The sequence below is a fragment of the Frondihabitans sp. Leaf304 genome (assembly GCF_001423105.1).
Taxonomy (GTDB): Bacteria; Actinomycetota; Actinomycetes; order Actinomycetales; family Microbacteriaceae; genus Frondihabitans.
Map to the genome: position 1 here is coordinate 67,422 of NZ_LMNV01000005.1, position 20,700 is coordinate 88,121.

Here is a 20,700-nt window from a genome sequence, read left to right on the forward strand (position 1 = left end):
AGCTACGTCGCGGGTGTCTGCCGGCCTAGCGGGTCTGTGCCGCTACCTTGGGTCCAAGATGATGTCGAGGTTCGGCGCCAGCACCGCCGCCGCCAAGCTGACTCAATACCCCGCGGTTGTTTCACGTGAAACACTGCCGCGCCTACCGCTCGAGACTCACCCAACGCTCCGTGATCCGGTACCCCAAGGCCTCATTCATCCGAACGCTGGCCTCGTTGACCGCTGCGCCCCCGGTTCCAAACAGTTCCACACCCTCGAGCGCCAAGGCCAAGATCGACGATGCCTTCACAGCCTTAGCTAGACCTCGGCGTCTGTACTCGGGGTGCACCGACGTGAACTCGGTCTCCGCACGATATGCGGCCGAACCGACGAGAGTGACAGCCACCAAGGATCCGTCGTGGCGAATTCCAAAGGACCGCACGCCTCCATCGCTTAGCGCCTCCAGTTCTCGCAGACTCGGTGCCTCGTGGACTGTTGCGGGAGTGCTGGGGTAGTCGCCCGCAACGAGTGACTCGAGATGAACGACATCCCCGAGATCAGACCGCCCGAGCTCGCCGTACATGAAGCCGCTGGCCTCGGCTCCAACCACAATCTCTCTGCACAGCAACAAGACCGACGGGCTCACCTCGAGTCGCGCACCCCATGACTCGCCCACGGGACGAAAGCCGCTTTGGAGGAGCTCGTCATGCCGGCTCGAGCCGAAAAGCACAGTCTCGGTCTCAGTCATCGGCCCTCAGATCGACGCAGGGCTACGAAGTGGGTAAATACCCTGATCAACGGCACCTTGACTAAGCCACACCAAAGGGGTCTTGCCCGATTTCACTCAAAATTCGGTTGAGGTCTCCCACTGAAGCGAAGTCGATCGTGATCGAGCCCTTTCGAGCACCCAGGGTCACCTTAACTCGCGTGTCGAGTCGGTCGCCGAGTCGATCAGCGACCTCGTTCAGATGACCCTGCGTTGCCCCCGACGTCGAACTGGCCTTCTTCGGCTTCGTCGAGATTCCGGCTGCGGCCGCCTCTGCCGCTCGAACGGAGAGATCTTCATTGACGATCTTGTCGGCCAGCCGCTCCATGCCGGCAGCATCACCGACCGAGAGGATTGCCCGAGCGTGACCGGCCGAGAGAACACCCGACGCCACCCGGCGCTGCACGGGGGAGGGGAGTCGAAGCAAACGAATGGTGTTGGTGATCTGCGGTCGGCTTCGGCCGATACGACCGGCCAGCTCTTCCTGAGTGATCCCGAAGTCAGCCAGTAGCTGCTGATATGCGGATGCTTCTTCGAGTGGGTTCAACTGTGCGCGGTGCAGGTTCTCCAGAAGGGCATCCCGGAGCATTGCGTCGTCGGCCGTGTCTTTGACGATCGCCGGAATCGTCGCAAGGCCGAGCTCCTTGGTGGCCCGCAGGCGCCGCTCACCCATGACGAGCTCATAGGGGGCAGAACCCTTTGCCGGATCCTTGATCGCTCGAACAACGATCGGCTGGAGAACGCCGACTTCGCGGATCGATGCCACGAGTTCGCGCAATTCTTCGTCGCGAAACTCCGTGCGGGGCTGCTGTGCGTTCGGGACGATGTCGAGCGGGTTCAGGTTGGCAAGACGGGCCCCGGGAACAGCCACCAGCTCTTCTGCCGTCTGCTCGCGCGTAGGAAAGAACACGTCGACGGGGCGACCCTGAGTCTCGTCGGTAACGGGAATGAGGGCGCCAATTCCGCGGCCGAGCCCAGTTCTCTTTGTTGCCATCAGGCGGGTGCTCCTCGGTGTGCGATTTCAGCGGCGGCTTCGAGATACGAGAGCGAGCCGGGGGAGTTGGTGTCGTAGCTGATCACTGTCTGGCCGTATCCCGGTGCCTCAGAGATGCGCACGGACCTCGGAATCATGGTCTTCAACACCTCTTTCGGGAAGTGCTCGCGCACATCAGCAGCAACCTGTTGCGAAAGATTCGTGCGACCGTCGTACATGGTCAGCAGAATGCTCGAGACCGTGAGCGCCGGGTTCAGGTGCTTCTCGATGAGCTGGATGTTACGGAGCAACTGGCTCAAGCCCTCGAGGGCGTAGTACTCGCACTGGATGGGGATCAGAACCTCTTGAGCGGCAACAAAGGCGTTGATCGTCAGGAGCCCCAGAGACGGCGGGCAGTCGATGAACACGTAGTCGAAGCGCTCTCCGGCCTCCTCGGTGGCCGACAGGAAGGCATCCAGAGCAGTACGAAGTCGCTGCTCGCGGGCGACGAGCGAGACGAGTTCGATCTCCGCTCCCGCGAGGTGAATCGTGGAGGGCACGCAGAAAAGGAGCTCGAACTCCGGGCTCTTTTGAATCACGTCGGCGATGGCGGATTCGCCGACCACAACGTCGTAGACACTTGCGGTCTCAGCGCGATGCTCCACTCCTAGTGCAGTAGAGGCGTTACCCTGCGGATCAAGGTCGATCACAAGGACTCGAGCTCCTCCGCGCGCCAGACCCGCGGCCAAGTTCACGGTCGACGTCGTCTTACCGACGCCGCCCTTCTGATTCGAGATCGTCATCACACGCGTGCGCTCGGGCCGGGGGAGGTGATCCGCGCGCAGGGCCTCACGGCGTCGCGATAAATCAGCCAACTCACGAGCCAGGGGAGTGGTGGCGTCAAAAGCGACCGGCCCTTTGGGCTCAGAAGGGGTGGAGGCAGTAGTCACCGGATGCGTCTCCGAATCGCTGTGTTTCACGTGAAACGGTCATTGAGAGTGGCGCAAAAACAGCCAGCTCGTTACCGCAAGTCAGTCAACTGTAGCCCGAAAGACTCTCGTGGTTTCGTCGAGTACACCGACCCCAAGCTCCAGCACCTCGAAGTCACTGAGGTGGTTCTTGGCGATTACTTTGCGCGCTGCTGTCACTTCGTCGGCCACTCGAGCACCCTTGAGGAAAAGCAACTGACCGCCCGTCTTTACCAATGGAACGGTGAGCGGGATGAGCTTCGAGAGTGCGCTCACAGCACGGGCAGTGGCCTGATCGAGCCACGGAGAGATCTCGGCCTCTTCGGCGCGAGCCCGGACGACTTCCACATTGGTGAGCCCGAGGCGATCCGCCTCGGCGCGCAGCCAATCCGTGCGGCGCTCCATCGGTTCGATAAGGATCAACGTCGAATCCGGTCGTGCCGCGGCCAACACGAGACCGGGCAAGCCGGCCCCAGAACCAATATCTCCCACTCGCCCCGCGACGAGAAGAGGCGCTAGGAGACCACTGTTGATCACGTGGCGAGTCCACAGCCGAGGGAGCTCCAGGGGCCCGATGAGCCCTAGCTCCTCGCCGTACTGAGCGAGATCTGCAGTGAACTGCCGAACGACGTCAATGCGATCGCGGAAGAGATCAGCCGCGAATGCGGGCTCGGGCTCAAGATCGGGAAGGACGGCGGTCATCGTTTCACGTGGAACATGCGAGCGGAGGTGACGCTTACCAACGTGGAAGCTGCGATCACGGGCGGGTCACGACAGTGTGCCGGTCGCGGCCTTCGCCCTCTGACTCCGACGTGAAACCTCGCGCGGCCACGATGTCGTGGACGAGCTTGCGCTCGTACGACGACATAGGAGGCAGGGACGCCGACGTGGCTCCCTCTTCGAGGCGTTCGGCAGCTCGCTCCACGAGGGCGGCAAGCTCCTGCTCACGTGTCGCGCGAGAGCCGCCGACGTCGAGGATCAAGCGGGAGAACTCACCGGTCTTGGCCTGAACGGCGATACGGGTCAACTCTTGAAGAGCTGTGACCGTCTCCGGCTTGGACAGAACGCGGAGGTCGTTCTCACCCGACGAGTCGACGGAGATGTAGGAACGCCCACCGCGGGTCTCGATGTCGATGTCGCCATCGAGATCGAGGATGTCGAGCAGCTCTTCGATGTAGTCGGCAGCGATGTCGCCCTCGTCGGGCCCTGCATCGTCGCCCGCGTCGACATCATCGTCGTTGCGCACGTCGCTCTGCCCCTCGGAGGCATCCGACACGTCGCCGGTCGAGGATTCGGCGTCTGACACAACCGACGCGACCTCGAGCGCCCCACTCGAAGCAATCGCCTCGTCAGTGGTCTGAGATGCTGCGGCGAGGCGGTCTTCGGCGGACTCGTCAGTAGGGAGGGGAGCGGAAGTCATCGTGCTTGGCCGTTCTGCTTCTTGGAGCGCGCCTTGCCCACGGGCTGGCTGCGCTGGGTGGTCACTCGCTTGGGAGTCTCGATCTCGGTCACCGTGATTTCGGTGAGCGACTTGAGGGGGTTTCCCTTGCCCCGCGCCTCGCGGTCCTGCTGCTTCTTGGCAAGCCGTGCTTCACGCGCGAGAGCGGCATCGGAGCCAGGCGTCGGGCTGTTGCGGATGACGACGTACTGCTGGCCCATGGTCCAGAAGTTGGAGGTCAGCCAGTAGAACATGACGCCGAGCGGGAACGAAAGACCGGAGAAGAGGAAGACAAGGGGGAGCACGTACAGAAGCATCTTTTGCTGCTTGTACATGGGGCTCGCCTTGGTCTCGGGCGACATGTTCTTCGTCGTGAGCTGCAGCTGCGTGAAGAACTGCGAGGCCGTCATAAGCACGATCATCGCGCCGGCGATGATCTTGACCGAGATGACGTCGGAGTTGGTGAAGGTCTCTTTAAGGGGAGCGCCGAACAGGGTGGACGTCGCGAACGCGTTGCTGAGGTCACGGTTGAGGAGGCCGATGCCGACCTTGTCGAGCTGAGCATTGTGGAGCACCGTGTAAAGGCTGAAGAACACGGGCATTTGAATCAGCAGCGGAAGGCACGACGAGAGAGGGTTGGTGCCCGTCTCCTTGTACAGAGCCATCGTCTCGCGAGACATGGCTTCGCGGGAGAACTGGTCTTTCTTGCCCTTGTACTTGTCTTGGATCTTCTTGAGCTGGGGCGCTACCTCCATCATTCGGCGCTGATTCTTGATCTGGCGCACGAAGATGGGGATGAGGCAGACGCGAACCACGATCGTGAGCAGCACGATCGACAGCACCCAGGTCACACCGGCGTCGGCGTCGAGGCCGACAGAGGTGAGCACGTAGTGCCACCCGACGAGGATCGCCTCGACGACCCAGCGGATCGGCCAGAGGATCGTGCCTATGAAATCGAGCATGCGGGTCAGGCCTTTCTTTCGCTGCGCAAGTGCAGCCTGTCGCTGCTGAAGTGCAGCCTTTCGCTGCCGAAGCGCAGCCGGGGACTAAGGGGGAGCGGGCTGGTCGCACCAGAGGACGACTCTTTGTCAGCGGCTACAACGAAACCGCTGGTCAAGACGCTGATTTCGTGCCCATGAGCCGTGTGACGGTCGGGAACATCGTCGATCCCGCCTGCCGCCCACGGATTACATCGCGCGATTCGCCAGGAACCAAGGGCGATCCCCTTGAGGGCTCCGTGACTCTGGATCGCCTGGAGCGTGTAGGTCGAGCACGAGGGGTAGTAGCGGCAGACATCGCCGTACAGCGGCGAGATGACCGCGCGGTAGGCACGAAGAAGCGCCACGCAGACGTTGCGCGGGAGAAGTGCCACGAATCGGACGATCTTCACGCTCTCACACCCTTGTTCACCGCTCCGGTGATCTCTTCGAGCAGGGTAGACCACTGAACTGCATCCGACCCTGGCAGTGCGCGGATCACGATATCCGTTCGCTCGAGGGGGAAATCATCGTCACCGAGCAGCGTGTGGGCGACTGCCTTGAGACGTCGCCGCACGGTGTTGCGCACCACGGCGTTGCCGACGTTCTTCGCGACGATGAAGCCGAAGCGACCAGGCGCCAACGCCCCCGAAAGAGAAGGATCCGCGGAAACCACCCTCAGGTACACGACACAGTGCGCCGTAGCCGACTTACGGCCACGGCGCACGGTGTTGCGGTAGTCGTCAGCGCGGACGATCCGATTGGCTTTAGCCAACATGAGGTCTCGTCCGGCTCAGACCGGTCGATAAGACCGTGTCGATCTACGCGCTGAGCTCGGTGCGGCCCTTGCCACGACGCGCGGCGAGGATGGCGCGTCCGGCACGCGTACGCATGCGGGCACGGAAGCCGTGCTTCTTGGCGCGACGACGGTTGTTCGGCTGGAAGGTGCGCTTGCTCATGGTTTTGTCTCCAGAAGGAAAGGGACCGAGCTGAACGCGCCGGAGACACGTGCCGCAGTCCGAGAAGTCTTGTCAGCCCAAAGTGACTGAAATCAACTGGTTAAAACTACGCGAGCGGGGCCCTGTGGTCAAACGACGAGCAAAACACTCATTATCCACAGTGTGGAAAACCTGGGTTGTGTTCGGCCCGCCGTGTCGAACTAAGGTGGGGGAGCCGCAGCGGCGGGGGCTCTGTAAATGCGTATTCCGCCGCGGAACATCAGGGGTGGCAGTCGGTGGGCGCGGATCCTCGGGTCTTTTTGCCACCGGTGGAAAACCCTGTGGAGAACTCCACCCGCGCGACCACGCCCCCGTCACCCCCAAGACACGAAGCGAGAACACAGTGACCAGCACCATCGACCCGGTTCAGGGCCTCTGGAGAACGGTTCTCGCGCGCCTGACCACCGACGACCGGATCACGCCACAGCTGCACGGGTTCATGAGTCTGGTCGAGCCGAAGGGCGTGCTCGGCGACACCCTGTACCTCGAGGTGCCGAACGAACTCACTCGCGGAATGCTCGAGCAGCGGATTCGCGAGCCTCTTCTCGACGCGATCGCGACCCTCGACGATTCTCCGGTCGCCAGCTTCGCCATCACGGTGAACCCCGACATCACGCCCGACACGCTCAGCCAGCCGCACGAGATCGCCGAGCCGGCCCAGTACGTCGAAGCGCCCTTCGTGCCGGCGCCCGTCCAGAAGACCTCCCCTGGCAAACGCACCGACTCGCGGCTGAACCCGAAGTACAGCTTCGACAACTTCGTTATCGGCGCCTCGAACCGTTTCGCCCATGCCGCCGCGGTCGCGGTCAGCGAGGCACCGGCCAAGGCGTACAACCCGCTCTTCATCTACGGCGAATCCGGCCTCGGCAAGACCCACCTCCTCCACGCCATCGGTCACTACGCCGAGAGCATGTATCCGGGCATCCGCGTCCGGTACGTCTCGAGCGAGGAGTTCACCAACGACTTCATCAACTCGATCGCGAACAACCGGTCGAGCCAGTTTCAACAGCGCTACCGCGAGATCGACATCCTGCTGATCGACGACATCCAGTTCTTGCAGGGCAAAGACTCCACGCAAGAAGCGTTCTTCCACACCTTCAACACCCTGCACGACCACGACAAGCAGCTCGTGATCACCTCCGACCTGCCGCCTAAGCACCTCACCGGCTTCGAAGACCGGATGCGATCGCGCTTCGAGTGGGGTCTCATCACCGACGTGCAGGCGCCCGACCTCGAGACTCGAATCGCGATCCTCCGTAAGAAGGCGCAGAGCGAGAAGCTGCAGGTGCGCGACGAGATCCTCGAGTACATGGCCTCGAAGGTGTCGAGCAACATCCGCGAACTCGAGGGCACCCTCATCCGCGTCACCGCGTTCGCCAGCCTCAACCGCACGGCCGTCGACATGGCTCTGGTCCAGACGGTCCTGAAAGACCTGATCACCCTCGACGAAGACAACGTCATCGCGCCGGTCGACATCATCAATCACACCGCCGACTACTTCAAGCTCTCGGTCGACGATCTCTACGGGTCGTCGCGCTCTCAGGCGATCGCCACCGCACGACAGATCGCGATGTACCTCTGCCGCGAGCTGACCAACCTCTCTCTGCCCAAGATCGGGCAGCTGTTCGGCAATCGCGACCACACCACGGTCATGTACGCGAACAAGAAGATCTCCGAGCTGATGAAGGAGCGCCGGTCGATCTACAACCAGGTCACCGAGCTCACCAGCCGCATCAAGCAGGATCACCGCTACAAGTAGCCCGTCCTAGCCCCGGCGGCGCCCGGCCCCGCCCGGCCCCGAATTCGAAGGAAAAACCGCCGCTCGCCCCCGCCCGATCGCGATGAATCCGTCGCCGGGCCGGGGTTTCTCCTTCAAATTCGGCGGAGCCCCCGAACTGAAACGCTCGAGCCGAAGCCCCAGGATCCGACGTCCCGGCCTCGCGCTCGAGTGTTAACCCCTGCCTGAGCGCCTCCTCCGGAAGGCCCCACGCCCCCTCCACGCGCCACTGACGCGCCCCCACGATTTCGGGCGTTTCCCCCAGTGTGGATAACTTGTGGAAACTTGGGGAGAATCGGGGGACGGATTGTTCACTCCGACGCCTCGGGTGTGAATGACACGAATTTGTCAGTCGGTCGCGCTCACAGGTCGGGGGCCTCGATCCCACAATCCATCAACAAGTCACACGGATGTAGTTCCCAGTGGCCAGGCGGTTATTAACAAGTTATCCACACTGTGCACAACGGTTAAGACTGTTACTCCTACTTAGAAATGAATGAGGGAGAAAGCAACCTTGTGGATGAGTCGGCACCCCGGAGCAGCCTGGGAGTCACCGAAACCACCTGGAGAATTGCTGTGCCAGTATTAACCGCCGGGCAGCGCTCTGCACGGGCACGGTTTGCACGGGCGGAGCCCTGCACTCGCAGGGCCCATGCTCTGTCGGGCATCGACTGCAGTTTTCGAATAGGGGTCACCGCGTGAAGTTCCAGGTCAACCGCGACGTCTTCAGCGACGCCGTCTCGTTCGCTGTGAAGCTGCTGCCTCAGCGAACCACCCTGCCGATCCTCAGTGGTGTGCTCATCGAGGCTCACGAGGGTGGCCTCACGCTCTCGTCGTTCGACTACGAGGTCTCGTCTCAAACGAGCATCGCGGCCGAGGTGGACGAACCCGGCACGATCCTCGTCTCCGGCCGGCTCCTGGCCGACATCGCCAACCGCCTTCCGAACGCACCCGTCACGTTCACCACGGAAGACACGCGCATCAGCGTCTCGTGCGGCTCGGCCAACTTCTCGTTGCTGAGCATGCCCGTCGAGGAATACCCCACGTTGCCAGCACCTGGTGAGCAATCGGGCGTCGTTCCCGGCGATGCTTTCTCGCTCGCCATCGCTCAGGTCGCTGTCGCGGCGAGCCGCGACGACGTCACACCGGTCATCACGGGCGTGCAGCTCGAGGTCACCGAAAACGCCCTGTCGCTCGTCGCCACCGACCGCTACCGTGTCGCCGTCCGCGGCATCGACTGGGATCCCGGCACTGCCGCCTCGACCCAGACTCTCACCGCACTCGTACCGGCTCGCACCCTGCAGGAGGTCGGCAAGACCTTCGGCAACGCGTCCACGCTCTCCGTGGCGATCACGGGTTCCGACGACCGTGAGCTGATTGCCTTCCAGGCCGACAACAAGATCGTCACCTCGCTCCTGATCAAGGGCAACTTCCCCCCGGTCAAGCGACTGTTCCCCGAGACGGTCGAGAACTACGCGGTGATGAACACCGCCGATCTCGTGGAGGCGACCCGTCGTGTGTCGCTCGTCCTCGAGCGCGAAGCAGCTTTGAGATTCACGTTCACGATCGATGGCCTCACCCTCGAGGCGATCGGTAGCGAGCAAGCGCAGGCGTCAGAGTCGATCGACGCGCTCCTGACCGGAGAAGACACCGTGGTTTCGTTGAAACCGCAGTTCCTCCTGGACGGACTGGGAGCCGTTCACTCGGAGTTCGTCCGCATCTCGTTCACCAAGACCGAGAACCCCAACAAACCGGGGCCCGTACTGATCACGAGCCAATCCTCGAAAGATCAGCCCGGTGCGGACAGCTACAAGTACCTCCTCCAGCCCAATCTCCTGCTGCGCTAGCCGCGCACTCCACCGCCGCGCTCCCGAACACCGGCCGCGCGTCACCTGAACGAAGGATTCTCATGCACATCGGCCTCATCGGTCTCGGCAAAATGGGCAACAACATGCGCACCCGCCTGCGCGAGCACGACATCGAGGTGACCGGGTACGACCACAACCCCGATGTCTCCGACGTCGCCAGCCTCAAAGAGCTTGCCGCCGCACTCCCCGCTCCCCGCATCGTCTGGGCCATGGTGCCGTCGGGCGCCATCACCGCGGGCGTCGTCAAAGAGCTCTCCGAAGTCCTCTCCGAGGGCGACATGGTTATCGACGGTGGCAATTCCAAGTGGACCAGCGACTTCGACAACGAGAAGCTGCTCGGCGAAAAGGGCATCAAGTACGTCGACGCCGGTGTCTCCGGTGGCGTCTGGGGCCTGAAGAACGGCTACGGCCTCATGGTCGGCGGTTCCGACGAGAACATCGAGCTGGCCATGCCGATCTTCGATGCGCTCCGCCCCGAGGGCCCCAAGGCCGAGGGCTTCGTGCACGCCGGCCCCGTCGGTGCCGGTCACTACACGAAGATGGTGCACAACGGCATCGAGTACGCCATCATGCAGGCGTACGGCGAGGGCTTCGAGCTGCTCGAGGCGAAGAAAGACCTCGTCAAAGACGTTCCCGGCACCTTCAAGGCCTGGCAGCGCGGCACCGTCGTCCGCTCCTGGCTCCTCGAGCTCTTGGTCGTCGGCCTCGAGGCCGACCCGAAGTTCGACGAGATCTCGGGCTACGTCGAAGACTCGGGCGAGGGCCGCTGGACTCTGGCCGACGCCATCGAGCTCGCCGTTCCGATGCCGACCATTTCCGCCTCGATCTTCGCTCGCTTCGTCTCCCGCCAGGGTGACGGTTCGCCGACGATGAAGGCCGTCGCAGCCCTCCGCAACCAGTTCGGCGGCCACGCGGTCAAGAAGGCCGACTAGCCACCGCTCGATTTCGAGCAGGCGCAGCTGCGCCGGATGGGCCCGCGTGCGAGTACTCCACCTCAGTTTGACCGACTTCCGCAATTACGAGTCGGCTGAAGTGACCCTCGCGCGTGGGCCCAATCTCTTTGTAGGCCGCAACGGCCAGGGCAAGACAAACCTGGTCGAGAGTCTCGGCTATCTGGCCACCCTTGGTTCCCATCGGGTATCCAGCGATGCGGCACTCATTCGGGCCGGCCGCGACTCGGCCATCGTGCGTGCCCGCATCGAGAGCGGCGACCGTGAGCTTCTTGCCGAGGTGCAGATCAACCGGTCGTCGCCGAACCGGGCCCAGATCAACCGCGGGGCGATCAAGCCTCGCGAGCTGCCCCGCTATTTCTCGAGCATCCTGTTCGCCCCCGAAGATCTCGCGCTGGTGCGCGGCGATCCCGGCGGCCGGCGGCGGTTCCTCGACGAGCTTCTCGTCGCGCGCAATCCCCGCCTCGCCGGAGTCCTCTCCGACTACGACCGGGTGCTCCGTCAGCGCAACACCCTGCTCAAGTCGGCCCGGGCCTCCGGGCTCAAGGGCGACAAGCTCTCGACCCTCGACATCTGGGACGAACGGCTGGTGACTCTAGGATCCGAAATCATCGCGTCTCGAGAACACCTCGTCGAGCTGCTGCGGCCGGAGGTGCGTGCGGCCTACCGTGCAGTCGCCGGCGACGACCACGCGGCCGACCTCGGTTCCGTCCTGAGCATTCGCGGCACGGTTCGTGACGATGACGATCCCGTGGAGCAGCCCGACGCGGCCGTTCCGGCCGCGGAGATCCAGCCGGTCTTCCAGGAGGCGCTCGCGCGTGTCCGGCGATCGGAGCTCGATCGCGGGGTGACGCTCGTCGGCCCGCACCGTGACGATCTCTTCCTGTCTCTCAACGGCCTTCCCGCCCGCGGCTACGCCAGTCACGGCGAATCGTGGTCGTTCGCGCTGGCGCTCAAGCTCGCATCGGCCGCCGTCCTCCGGCGCGACTCGTCGACGGGCGATCCGGTGATCGTGCTCGACGATGTCTTTGCCGAACTCGACCGGTCGAGGCGCGAACGTCTGGCCGATGCAGTCGCCGACTACGAGCAGGTGCTGATCACGGCGGCGGTCGAGGAGGACGTGCCCGAGCGTCTCGCTGCACACACCGTGCGGATCTCGAAGGGCACCATCGTCGATCAGGTGACCGGGTCGGATCCTGAAGTCGTTCCCGAGGTGTCGCCGTGAGCCCGCGGCCCACCGGGCCGAAAGACGACAACGAAGCGCAGCGCGTCTACCTGCGGTTTCGCAAGGTCTTCGGCGATCCGTCGACCCGGTCGCGAGATGCCCGCCGACGTATCGCGCGGGCGGGTGCGCCGAGCCAGCCGTTCTCGTCGGGGCGCGACCCCAAGGGGATTGCCGACGTGATCCTGGGCGTGACCACCGAGCTCGGCTGGAACAGCACCCTGGCGCAGTCCGACCTGATGACGGCCTGGCCCGACATGGTGGGGGTCGAGCTCGCCGACCACTCCGTTCCGGTCGGCATCGAAGACGGCACGCTGACCGTCCAGTGCGACTCGACGGCGTGGGCCACGCAGTTGCGTCTGATGCGCGCTCAGATAACTACGTCGATCATGGGCACCTACCCCGAGGCGGGGATCCAGTCGATGCGTTTTCTCGGCCCGAACGCCCCCACCTGGAAACGCGGTCCCAGATCTGTTCCAGGGCGTGGTCCTCGCGATACTTACGGTTGACAGGGCTCAATCGGTCAACCCACTCGTGAAAATCGCTCTGAGGGCCGATTTCGCCCCGGAGGAGGGCCTCCTGCGGTAGACTCGGAAGGTCGTCCGGAGGCCTGTTTCGCGCAGGTGACGGAGGCGTCACGAGAAAAACGGCAGGAGCCCCACAAAGCATGTCACCGAATTCGCCTGACGGTACCGACCACTCTTACGAAGCAAGCGACATCCAGGTACTCGAGGGCCTCGAGGCCGTTCGCAAGCGCCCCGGCATGTACATCGGCTCCACGGGCCCCCGCGGCCTCCACCACCTGGTCTACGAAATCGTCGACAACGCCGTCGACGAGGCACTCGCCGGCTACTGCGACACGATCCACGTCACCATGCGCGAAGACGGCGGCATCCGCGTCGTCGACAACGGCCGCGGCATTCCCGTCGACATCCACCCCGTCGAGAAGAAGTCGACCGTCGAGGTCGTCCTCACCGTGCTGCACGCCGGTGGAAAGTTCGGTGGCGGCGGCTACGCGGTCTCCGGTGGCCTTCACGGTGTCGGCTCGTCGGTCGTCAACGCGCTGTCGACCGAGCTCGACGTCGAGGTGCATCGTCAGGGGTCGGTCTGGCGTCAGAGCTTCACCAACGGTGTTCCGGTGGCCCCGCTCGCCCAGGGCGAAGACGCCTCCGACACCGGCACCACGATCACCTTCTGGCCGAACGCCGAGATCTTCGAGATCGTCGAGTTCGACTACGAGACCCTGCGGGCGCGCTTCCAGCAGATGGCCTTCTTGAACAAGGGCCTGCGAATCACGCTCGTCGACGAGCGCCCCGTCGCCGACGACGCCCCTGACGGCACCAAGGCCAAGAGCGACGACTTCATGTACGAGAAGGGGCTCGAAGACTACGTCGAGTACCTCAACGCGTCGAAGAAGGTCGACGTCGTTCACCCCGACATCATCTCGTTCGAATCCGAAGACACCGAGAAGAAGATCGCCCTCGAGGTGGCGATGCAGTGGAACTACTCGTACCAAGAGAGCGTCCACACCTACGCGAACACCATCAACACTCACGAGGGCGGCACGCACGAAGAGGGCTTCCGCGCCGCGCTGACGACGGTGGTCAACTCGTACGGCATCGCCAAGGGCCTCATCAAGACGAACGACAAAGACAAAGAGAAAGACAAAGAGGCGCGTCTCACCGGTGACGACGTGCGTGAGGGCCTCACCGCCGTCATCTCGATCAAGCTCGGCGAGCCGCAGTTCGAGGGTCAGACCAAGACGAAGCTCGGCAACACCGAGGCGAAGTCGTTCACGCAGAAGGTCGCGTACGACCAGCTGAACGACTGGTTCGACAAGAACCCCGTGCAGGCCAAAGAGATCATCAAGAAGGGCATCCAGGCGCAGCAGGCCCGGATGGCCGCTCGCAAGGCCCGCGATTCGACCCGCCGCAAGGGCGTGCTCGAGTCGAACGGCATGCCCGGCAAGCTCAAAGACTGCCAGTCGAAAGACCCGGCGCTCAGCGAGATCTTCATCGTCGAGGGCGACTCGGCCGGTGGCTCGGCCGTTCAGGGCCGCAACCCCGAGACGCAGGCGATCCTGCCCCTCCGCGGCAAGATCCTCAACGTCGAGAAGGCGCGGCTCGACCGGGCCCTCGGCAACAACGAGGTCCAGGCGATGATCAAGGCGTTCGGCGCCGACATCGGCGACGACTTCGACCCCGAGAAGGCTCGGTACCACAAGATCGTGCTCATGGCCGATGCCGACGTCGACGGTCAGCACATCACGACGCTGCTGCTGACGCTGCTCTTCCGCTACATGCGTCCGCTCATCGACCTGGGCTACGTCTACCTGGCCATGCCGCCGCTGTTCAAGATCAAGTGGTCGAACGCGCCGCACGAGTACGTCTACAGCGACCTCGAGCGCGATGCTCTTCTGGTCGCCGGCAAGGCCGAGGGCAAGCGGATTCCGAAAGACAACGGAATCCAGCGCTACAAGGGCCTCGGCGAGATGAACTACAAAGAGCTGTGGGAGACCACCATGGATCCCGACACCCGCACCCTCCGTCAGGTCACTCTCGACGACGCCGTCGCGGCCGACACCATCTTCAACACCCTCATGGGCGAAGACGTCGAGCTCCGACGCAACTTCATCCAGCAGAACGCGAAAGACGTTCGCTTCCTCGATATCTGATTCGCTCCCCGAGCGGGGTCGCGTCTCTGACTGACGCGCGACCCCGGGCGGGGCGCTCAGGCCGATCGAAGGATCCGATGGGCCGGCTACCGAAAGAAAACACCTGATGGCAGACGAGACAGACGACACCACCGGCGGCATCCCCGAGGGTGTCGAGCCGGCACAGTTCGCGGCGCAGCTGAAGCGCGACAGCATCGAAGCGGTCGACCTCCAGCTCGAGATGCAGCGCTCCTACCTCGACTACGCGATGAGCGTGATCGTGGGCCGTGCGCTCCCCGAGGTGCGCGACGGCCTCAAGCCGGTTCACCGCCGTGTGATCTACGCGATGTTCGACGGCGGCTACCGCCCCGATCGCGCCTTCTCGAAGTGCGCCCGCGTCGTGGGCGACGTGATGGGCAACTTCCACCCGCACGGTGACTCGGCGATCTATGACGCGCTGGTGCGTCTCGTCCAGCCGTGGAGCCTGCGCTACCCGCTCGCCCACGGCCAGGGTAACTTCGGTTCGCCGGGAAACGACGGCGCCGCGGCTCCGCGATACACCGAGACGCGCATGGCCCCGCTCGCGCTCGAGATGGTCCGCGACATCGACGAAGACACCGTCGACTTCCAAGACAACTACGACGGTCGCACACAAGAGCCCGCCATTCTCCCGGCGCGCTTTCCGAACCTCCTCGTCAACGGCTCGGTCGGCATCGCCGTCGGCATGGCGACGAACATCCCCCCGCACAACCTCCGTGAGGTCGCCGCGGGAGCGCAGTGGTACCTCGACAACCCCGAGGCCACGCGCGAAGAGCTCCTCGAGGCGCTCATGCAGCGCATCAAGGGCCCCGACTTCCCCACCGGAGCGCAGATCCTTGGCGTTCGCGGCATCCACGACGCGTACCGCACGGGTCGCGGTTCGATCACCATGCGCGCGGTCGTCAGCGTCGAAGAGATCCAGGGTCGCACCTGCCTCGTCGTCACCGAGCTGCCGTACCAGGTCAACCCCGACAACCTCGCGATCAAGATCGCCGACCTCGTACGCGAGGGTCGTGTCGCCGGTATCGCCGACATCCGCGACGAGACTTCCGGTCGCACCGGCCAGCGCCTCGTGATCGTGCTCAAGCGCGACGCCGTCGCGAAGGTCGTGCTGAACAACCTCTACAAGCACACCTCGCTCCAAGAGAACTTCGGCGCGAACATGCTCGCCATCGTCGACGGCGTGCCCCGCACGCTTCCGCTCGACGGCTTCATCTCGGCGTGGGTCGACCACCAGGTCGAGGTCATCGTGCGTCGTACCTCGTTCCGACTCCGCAAGGCCGAGGCCGACGCGCACATCCTCCGCGGCTACATCAAGGCGCTCGATGCCCTCGACGAGGTCATCGCCCTGATCCGTCGTTCGCCAACTGTCGACGAGGCCCGCACCGGCCTCATCGAGTTGCTCGACATCGACGAGCTCCAGGCGAACGCCGTCCTCGCCATGCAGCTCCGTCGCCTCGCGGCTCTCGAACGCCAGAAGATCCAAGACGAGCACGACGAGCTCGAGCGCAAGATCCTCGACTTCAAAGACATCCTCGCCAAGCCGGAGCGCCAGCGCACCATCATCGGCGACGAGCTCAAGGCCATCACTGACAAGTTCGGCGACGACCGTCGCACCGAGATCATGTTCGGGTTCGACGGCGACATGAGCGTCGAAGACCTCATCCCCGAAGAGGAGATGGTGGTCACGCTCACGCGCGGCGGCTACGTCAAGCGCACCAAGAGCGACAGCTACCGCTCGCAGCACCGCGGTGGCAAGGGCGTCAAGGGTGCCCAGCTGCGCGCAGATGACGTCGTGGAGCACTTCTTCGTCACGACCACGCACCACTGGCTGCTGTTCCTGACGACCAAGGGCCGCGTCTATCGCGCCAAGGCGTACGAGCTGCAGGAGGCCGGCCGCGACGCCAAGGGCCAGCACGTGGCGAACTTCCTCGCCATGCAGCCCGACGAAGAGATCTCGCAGGTGCTCGACATCCCCGACTACGAGGTCGCCGACTATCTCGTGCTCGCAACGCGCGAGGGTCTCATCAAGAAGACGGCCCTCACCGAGTACGACACCAACCGCACCGGCGGCATCATCGCCATCAACCTGCGCGAGGGCGACGAGCTCGTGTCCGCGCTGCTGGTTGACGAGCACGACGACCTCCTCCTGGTCTCGCGTCACGGCATGTCGCTCCGCTTCACCGCGACGAACGAATCACTCCGTCCGATGGGTCGCTCGACCTCCGGCGTCAAGGGTATGACTTTCCGCGACGACGACTCCCTGCTCTCCGCATCGGTGGTCGGCGAAGAAGGATTCGTGTTCGTCGTGACCGAGGGCGGCTACGCCAAGCGCACTGCCGCCGACCAGTACCGCATCCAGAACCGCGGTGGGCTGGGCATCAAGGTCGCCAAACTGGCCGAGGCGCGTGGCGACCTGGCCGGAGCCATGATCGTCTCCGAAGACGACGAGGTGCTGGTCGTTCTGTCGGGCGGCAAGGTCGTCCGCTCCGCGGTCTCCGAGGTGCCGGCCAAGGGCCGCGACACCATGGGAGTCGTCTTCGCGCGGTTTGCCGCCGATGACCGGATCATCGCCGTTGCGCGCAACACCGAGCGAAACCTCGAGGGGCCCGACGACGAGACGGCGATCGAAGATGCGACCGTAGACGGAGGCGCTGCCAGCGCGGAAGGTGACACTGTAGATACAGTGTCCTCCGACGCCGACAGCGTCGAGGGCACCGACACATCGCCCGACACCACGGGTGAGACCGCCGGAGAGGACACGACCGAAGCATGACTAGCGTCGCAGAAAAACTGCAGAGCAAAGCCAAGAAGCCAGTCGGAACAAAGCAGGTTCGACTGAAGCTCGTCTACATCGACTTCTGGTCGACCGTGAAGCTGTCGTTCCTGATCGCCGTCGCCCTCGGCATCATCACCGTCGTCGCCACGTTCCTCGTGTACGTGATCCTCACGCGCCTCGGCATCTTCGACACCGTCGACAAGCTGCTCCAAGAGGTTCTTGGCGACAAGGGCTTCACGCTCCAAGACACCCTCTCGATCGGGCAGGTCATGCTGTTCGCGATCGTCGTCGCGATCCTTAACATCGTGATCGGCACCGTCCTCGGTGCCATCGCCGCGCTCCTGTACAACCTGAGCGTGCGCATCACCGGCGGCTTGCTCGTCGGTTTCACGAACAACTGATCCAGCCGGGGCCTCAGAGGCCCCGCTCGATTTAGTGAATCGGGCCGAATAAGGTACTGTCTTATTCGGTCCAGGGGGCTATAGCTCAGGCGGTTAGAGCGCTTCGCTGATAACGAAGAGGTCATAGGTTCAAGTCCTATTAGCCCCACGGTGTCTCTTCACGACACTGAAGAAACACCCCCAAGACCAGGCACCATTCGGTGCCGCTCCTGGTCAGTGACCGGGGCCTTAGCTCAGTTGGTAGAGCGCCTGCTTTGCAAGCAGGATGTCGGGAGTTCGATTCTCCCAGGCTCCACAGTTTGTTGTACTCGCCCTCGCTTCGCTCGGGCTCGCAGTGGGTTCTGTGCTGGTCTGGCGGCTTCGCCGCAGTGGTCGATTCGGCTTTCGTGTGTTTGGTTCGCCTTCGGCTCACCTCACATCAATCTCGTCGTGCTGGTCTGGCGGCTTCGCCGCGGCACTCGCTGCGCTCGTGCGGGCGAGAGTGCTCAAATGGGCCCCCGACAGCCACCGGACGGCCCGTTTGCGCACTCTCGCGGGTTAGGCGGGCAGAGGCAGGGCTGAGCGGGGGGGGCCGGGTGGCAGGCCCGGGGCGCGCCCGGCGGGCGGAAGCTGGCAGGCGGGGCCGCCGGATCCTGAGGTCGGAGACTGCCCCGGGAACGACGAAGGCCCGCACCCCTGTGAGGATGCGAGCCTTCAATGCGGTGACGCGACGATCAGGCCTTGGGGCTGTCTTCGTCGTCGGCAACCCACAGCTCGTCGTCGGCGCGGAGCGTCTGAGCTGCCGCATAGATGACGGCGCCGAGTCCGACCACGCCCAGGATGATGAGGAAGACCCCACCCTTGCCCAGGCCCTTCTTCTTCTGCGTCTTCTTCTGAAGCTTCTTGGCCTTGAGAACCGTCTTCGCGATGTTCTTCGTGGCCTTGGGGTGCTTGCGAGCCTGCTGCGCGGCCTTCTTCAGGGCCTTGCGCTTGGCCTTCTTGCTGAGCTTCTTGCCGCTCTTGAGGAGCTCGTCGAGGTCGATGTGCTCGGCCAGCGGGCTCGAGGCCACGGCGGCGGACACAGCCGGGGCCACGTCGTTCTTCAGGCGGTCTTTGGCGTGCGTAGCTGCCACGGAGGCGTTGGCAACACCGGTCGACACGGCAGGCTTGACCTGCGCGTCGTAGGCGGCCTTCACTCGGGGTGCCAGGTCGTTCTTTGCGCGCTCGGCGGCTTCGGCGCCGGCGGCCTTCCAGAATTCACCGGCGTGGCCGAGAAGCTCGCGCTGCTCACCCCAGATGCCGGCAGCGTCGCTCCGGAGCTTCTTCAGTTCGCGTGTGCTCTTGCGTGACGTGGCCATGTGCTCTCCCTTATGGTTCCTGCGGCGTTGCGCCTATCTTGGCACGGGCTCCCCTGATAGGTCACAGGATGATGTCTGGGGGACGACTGAATCATCATGTCGCTGTGAAAGAATCGGACACATGTCTACGCACACCGCTGTCGCCACCATCACCACCACTCTCGGCCCCATCAAGGTCGATCTGTACGGCAACCACGCCCCCAAGACCGTCGCCAACTTCACCGGCCTCGCCACCGGCACCATCGAGTGGACTCACCCGAGCACGGGCAAGGTGTCGAAAGACAACCTCTACGACGGCGTCGTCTTCCACCGCATCATCCCCGACTTCATGATCCAGGGCGGCGACCCGCTCGGCCAGGGCACCGGCGGCCCCGGCTACAACTTCGACGACGAGATCCACCCCGAGCTCACCTTCAAGGAGCCCTACATCCTCGCCATGGCCAACGCGGGCACCCGCGGCGGCAAGGGCACCAACGGCTCGCAGTTCTTCATCACCACCGTCGCGACCCCGTGGCTCCAGGGCAAGCACACCATCTTCGGCGTGGTCTCCGACCCCGAGTCGAAGAAGGTCGTCGATGCCATCCAGGCCGTCGACACCGACGCGCGCGACAAGCCGCTGAAAGACGTCGTGATCGAGAGCGTCACGATCGACGAGGTCTGACCCTTCGGTGACGAACATCCCGCGCAACTCCGATAACTTCTGCTATCGCCACCCCGACCGGCAGAGCTTCATTCTCTGCCAGCGGTGCGGCCGGACGATCTGCACGCAGTGCCAGACACCGGCCGCGGTGGGAGTGCACTGCCCGGAGTGCGTCCGCGAGGCACGCGGCAACATGCCCAAGGTGAGGCCTCAGGTCGTCACCCGCATGAACAGCCTCGCTACCTCGGGCGGCCCTACGGCCACGTATGCGCTGATGGGGTTGTCGGTGCTCGGGTTCCTGGTGAGCCTCGTTCCGTCGGCCCAGGGCGCTCTGCTCTTCTATGGAGCCGGCGCTCTCACCGAACCGTGGCGGATGCTCACGGGCATCTTCGTCTACGGCGGTCTGAGTTCGATCATCCAGTTGGCCTTCAACGTCTACATGCTGTGGGCGTTCGGCCAGATGATCGAGCAGCAGCTCGGCCGGGTTCGCTACATCGGGCTCTACTTGCTCGGTGCTTTGGGCGCCGAGGTCGCGGCCTCCTTGTTCTTCCCGTATCAGCCCGTGTTGATTAGCGGAGCGGCCATGTTCGGCCTCTTCGGGGCGTTCTACGTGATTCTGCGGTCTCGCGGCGAGCAGGCGGTTCAGATTCTGGTGATCATCGCCCTCAACGTCGTCATTGGCATCTTCTTCGGTACTCCGTGGCAGAACTACATCGGTGCCGCCGCGATCGGGGCCCTGACGGCCCTGATCTACATGCGCACTCAGCACCGGTCGCAGGCGATGCAGCAACGCCTGCTTGCCGGTGGGCTGGCGGTCGCCCTGCTCGCGATCCTGCTGGTCCGTTCGGCGTCACTGGTCGGCCTGGCCGCCTAAGTCGTCACGCGAAAACGCCCCGCTCCTCAATGAGAGCGGGGCGTTTCTTGTTCGCAGGCTG

The 20,700-nt window shown here is 64.0% G+C and carries 20 protein-coding genes and 2 tRNA genes; 12 read left to right on the plus strand and 10 right to left on the minus strand.

The features are described from left to right. Positions 1–142: 142 nt before the first annotated feature. The 9 genes from ASF54_RS13680 to rpmH form a co-directional block, all read right to left on the minus strand. Positions 143–727 carry a GNAT family N-acetyltransferase gene (locus tag ASF54_RS13680; protein ID WP_055964253.1) on the minus strand — a complete coding sequence of 195 codons (585 nt, stop codon included), beginning with the start codon at positions 725–727 and terminating at the stop codon, positions 143–145. Positions 728–788: 61 nt separating this feature from the next. Beyond that, positions 789–1,739: a ParB/RepB/Spo0J family partition protein gene (locus ASF54_RS13685; protein WP_055964256.1), complete on the minus strand. Its 951-nt coding sequence runs from the start codon at positions 1,737–1,739 to the stop codon at positions 789–791. After that, positions 1,739–2,668, minus strand: a complete 930-nt coding sequence (locus ASF54_RS13690; RefSeq protein WP_055964259.1) for a ParA family protein — start codon at positions 2,666–2,668, stop codon at positions 1,739–1,741. The genes ASF54_RS13685 and ASF54_RS13690 overlap by 1 nt, the downstream gene beginning before the upstream one ends. An 81-nt stretch (positions 2,669–2,749) precedes the next feature. Further along, positions 2,750–3,388, minus strand: a complete 639-nt coding sequence (rsmG, locus tag ASF54_RS13695; RefSeq protein WP_055964262.1) for a 16S rRNA (guanine(527)-N(7))-methyltransferase RsmG — start codon at positions 3,386–3,388, stop codon at positions 2,750–2,752. Between the two features lie 55 nt (positions 3,389–3,443). Then, positions 3,444–3,992: a Jag family protein gene (locus tag ASF54_RS13700; RefSeq protein WP_442855794.1), complete on the minus strand. Its 549-nt coding sequence runs from the start codon at positions 3,990–3,992 to the stop codon at positions 3,444–3,446. A gap of 110 nt (positions 3,993–4,102) precedes the next feature. Then, a complete protein-coding gene (gene yidC / locus ASF54_RS13705; protein WP_055964265.1) occupies positions 4,103–5,086 on the minus strand; it encodes a membrane protein insertase YidC in 984 nt (327 codons plus the stop codon). A 5-nt stretch (positions 5,087–5,091) separates the two neighbouring features. Next, positions 5,092–5,514 carry a membrane protein insertion efficiency factor YidD gene (yidD, locus tag ASF54_RS13710; protein WP_084816299.1) on the minus strand — a complete coding sequence of 141 codons (423 nt, stop codon included), beginning with the start codon at positions 5,512–5,514 and terminating at the stop codon, positions 5,092–5,094. Then, positions 5,511–5,879: a ribonuclease P protein component gene (locus tag ASF54_RS16170; RefSeq protein WP_084816300.1), complete on the minus strand. Its 369-nt coding sequence runs from the start codon at positions 5,877–5,879 to the stop codon at positions 5,511–5,513. Before ASF54_RS16170 ends, yidD begins: the two co-directional genes overlap by 4 nt. Positions 5,880–5,922: 43 nt before the next feature. Beyond that, positions 5,923–6,060: a 50S ribosomal protein L34 gene (rpmH, locus tag ASF54_RS13720; RefSeq protein WP_043595303.1), complete on the minus strand. Its 138-nt coding sequence runs from the start codon at positions 6,058–6,060 to the stop codon at positions 5,923–5,925. Positions 6,061–6,442: 382 nt separating this feature from the next. On the opposite strand from rpmH, the gene dnaA reads away from it, so the two are divergent. The 10 genes from dnaA (at position 6,443) to ASF54_RS13770 (ending at position 18,083) form a co-directional block, all read left to right on the plus strand. Continuing rightward, positions 6,443–7,858, plus strand: coding sequence for a chromosomal replication initiator protein DnaA (gene dnaA / locus ASF54_RS13725; RefSeq protein WP_055964271.1), 1,416 nt, complete (start codon positions 6,443–6,445; stop codon positions 7,856–7,858). Between the two features lie 716 nt (positions 7,859–8,574). Next, on the plus strand, positions 8,575–9,723 hold the full coding sequence (dnaN, locus tag ASF54_RS13730) for a DNA polymerase III subunit beta (protein WP_055964273.1): 1,149 nt from the start codon (positions 8,575–8,577) through the stop codon (positions 9,721–9,723). A gap of 62 nt (positions 9,724–9,785) precedes the next feature. Beyond that, positions 9,786–10,676, plus strand: coding sequence for a phosphogluconate dehydrogenase (NAD(+)-dependent, decarboxylating) (gene gnd / locus ASF54_RS13735; RefSeq protein WP_055964276.1), 891 nt, complete (start codon positions 9,786–9,788; stop codon positions 10,674–10,676). A 46-nt stretch (positions 10,677–10,722) separates the two neighbouring features. Continuing rightward, the gene (gene recF / locus ASF54_RS13740) at positions 10,723–11,919 is read left to right on the plus strand and encodes a DNA replication/repair protein RecF (RefSeq protein WP_055964279.1); all 1,197 of its coding nucleotides are present in this window, start codon (positions 10,723–10,725) and stop codon (positions 11,917–11,919) included. Then, positions 11,916–12,425 carry a DUF721 domain-containing protein gene (locus ASF54_RS13745; protein ID WP_055964282.1) on the plus strand — a complete coding sequence of 170 codons (510 nt, stop codon included), beginning with the start codon at positions 11,916–11,918 and terminating at the stop codon, positions 12,423–12,425. The genes recF and ASF54_RS13745 overlap by 4 nt, the downstream gene beginning before the upstream one ends. Before the next feature lie 158 nt (positions 12,426–12,583). After that, positions 12,584–14,590, plus strand: coding sequence for a DNA topoisomerase (ATP-hydrolyzing) subunit B (gene gyrB / locus ASF54_RS13750; protein WP_055964285.1), 2,007 nt, complete (start codon positions 12,584–12,586; stop codon positions 14,588–14,590). Positions 14,591–14,696: 106 nt separating this feature from the next. Continuing rightward, positions 14,697–17,384 (plus strand): DNA gyrase subunit A, encoded by a 2,688-nt coding sequence (gene gyrA, locus ASF54_RS13755; RefSeq protein WP_084816301.1) that lies wholly within the window; start codon positions 14,697–14,699, stop codon positions 17,382–17,384. After that, positions 17,381–17,788, plus strand: coding sequence for a DUF3566 domain-containing protein (locus tag ASF54_RS13760; protein ID WP_055964288.1), 408 nt, complete (start codon positions 17,381–17,383; stop codon positions 17,786–17,788). Before gyrA ends, ASF54_RS13760 begins: the two co-directional genes overlap by 4 nt. A gap of 74 nt (positions 17,789–17,862) precedes the next feature. After that, a tRNA-Ile gene (locus ASF54_RS13765) sits at positions 17,863–17,936 on the plus strand. 74 nt (positions 17,937–18,010) lie between these two features. Further along, a tRNA-Ala gene (locus tag ASF54_RS13770) sits at positions 18,011–18,083 on the plus strand. Positions 18,084–18,501: 418 nt separating this feature from the next. On the opposite strand, the gene ASF54_RS13775 is transcribed toward ASF54_RS13770, so the two are convergent. Then, positions 18,502–19,125, minus strand: coding sequence for a hypothetical protein (locus tag ASF54_RS13775; protein WP_055964291.1), 624 nt, complete (start codon positions 19,123–19,125; stop codon positions 18,502–18,504). 121 nt (positions 19,126–19,246) lie between these two features. Here ASF54_RS13775 and ASF54_RS13780 point away from each other — a divergent pair, with 121 nt between their 5' ends. After that, entirely contained in the window at positions 19,247–19,786 is a 540-nt protein-coding gene (locus ASF54_RS13780; protein ID WP_055964294.1) for a peptidylprolyl isomerase, read from the plus strand. A gap of 172 nt (positions 19,787–19,958) precedes the next feature. Then, positions 19,959–20,639 (plus strand): rhomboid family intramembrane serine protease, encoded by a 681-nt coding sequence (locus ASF54_RS13785; protein ID WP_123940057.1) that lies wholly within the window; start codon positions 19,959–19,961, stop codon positions 20,637–20,639. Positions 20,640–20,700: the final 61 nt, after the last annotated feature.

Excerpts from the sequence above, each read along its gene's own strand:
- rsmG (WP_055964262.1), bottom strand. The coding sequence starts at position 3,388 with ATGACCGCCGTCCTTCCCGATCTTGAGCCCGAGCCCGCATTCGCGGCT.
- gyrA (WP_084816301.1), top strand. The coding sequence starts at position 14,697 with ATGGCAGACGAGACAGACGACACCACCGGCGGCATCCCCGAGGGTGTC.
- ASF54_RS16170 (WP_084816300.1), bottom strand. The coding sequence starts at position 5,879 with ATGTTGGCTAAAGCCAATCGGATCGTCCGCGCTGACGACTACCGCAAC.
- ASF54_RS13785 (WP_123940057.1), top strand. The coding sequence starts at position 19,959 with ATGCCCAAGGTGAGGCCTCAGGTCGTCACCCGCATGAACAGCCTCGCT.
- ASF54_RS13760 (WP_055964288.1), top strand. The coding sequence starts at position 17,381 with ATGACTAGCGTCGCAGAAAAACTGCAGAGCAAAGCCAAGAAGCCAGTC.
- ASF54_RS13780 (WP_055964294.1), top strand. The coding sequence starts at position 19,247 with ATGTCTACGCACACCGCTGTCGCCACCATCACCACCACTCTCGGCCCC.
- ASF54_RS13685 (WP_055964256.1), bottom strand. The coding sequence starts at position 1,739 with ATGGCAACAAAGAGAACTGGGCTCGGCCGCGGAATTGGCGCCCTCATT.
- gyrB (WP_055964285.1), top strand. The coding sequence starts at position 12,584 with ATGTCACCGAATTCGCCTGACGGTACCGACCACTCTTACGAAGCAAGC.
- gnd (WP_055964276.1), top strand. The coding sequence starts at position 9,786 with ATGCACATCGGCCTCATCGGTCTCGGCAAAATGGGCAACAACATGCGC.
- rpmH (WP_043595303.1), bottom strand. The coding sequence starts at position 6,060 with ATGAGCAAGCGCACCTTCCAGCCGAACAACCGTCGTCGCGCCAAGAAG.
- yidC (WP_055964265.1), bottom strand. The coding sequence starts at position 5,086 with ATGCTCGATTTCATAGGCACGATCCTCTGGCCGATCCGCTGGGTCGTC.
- ASF54_RS13680 (WP_055964253.1), bottom strand. The coding sequence starts at position 727 with ATGACTGAGACCGAGACTGTGCTTTTCGGCTCGAGCCGGCATGACGAG.
- ASF54_RS13775 (WP_055964291.1), bottom strand. The coding sequence starts at position 19,125 with ATGGCCACGTCACGCAAGAGCACACGCGAACTGAAGAAGCTCCGGAGC.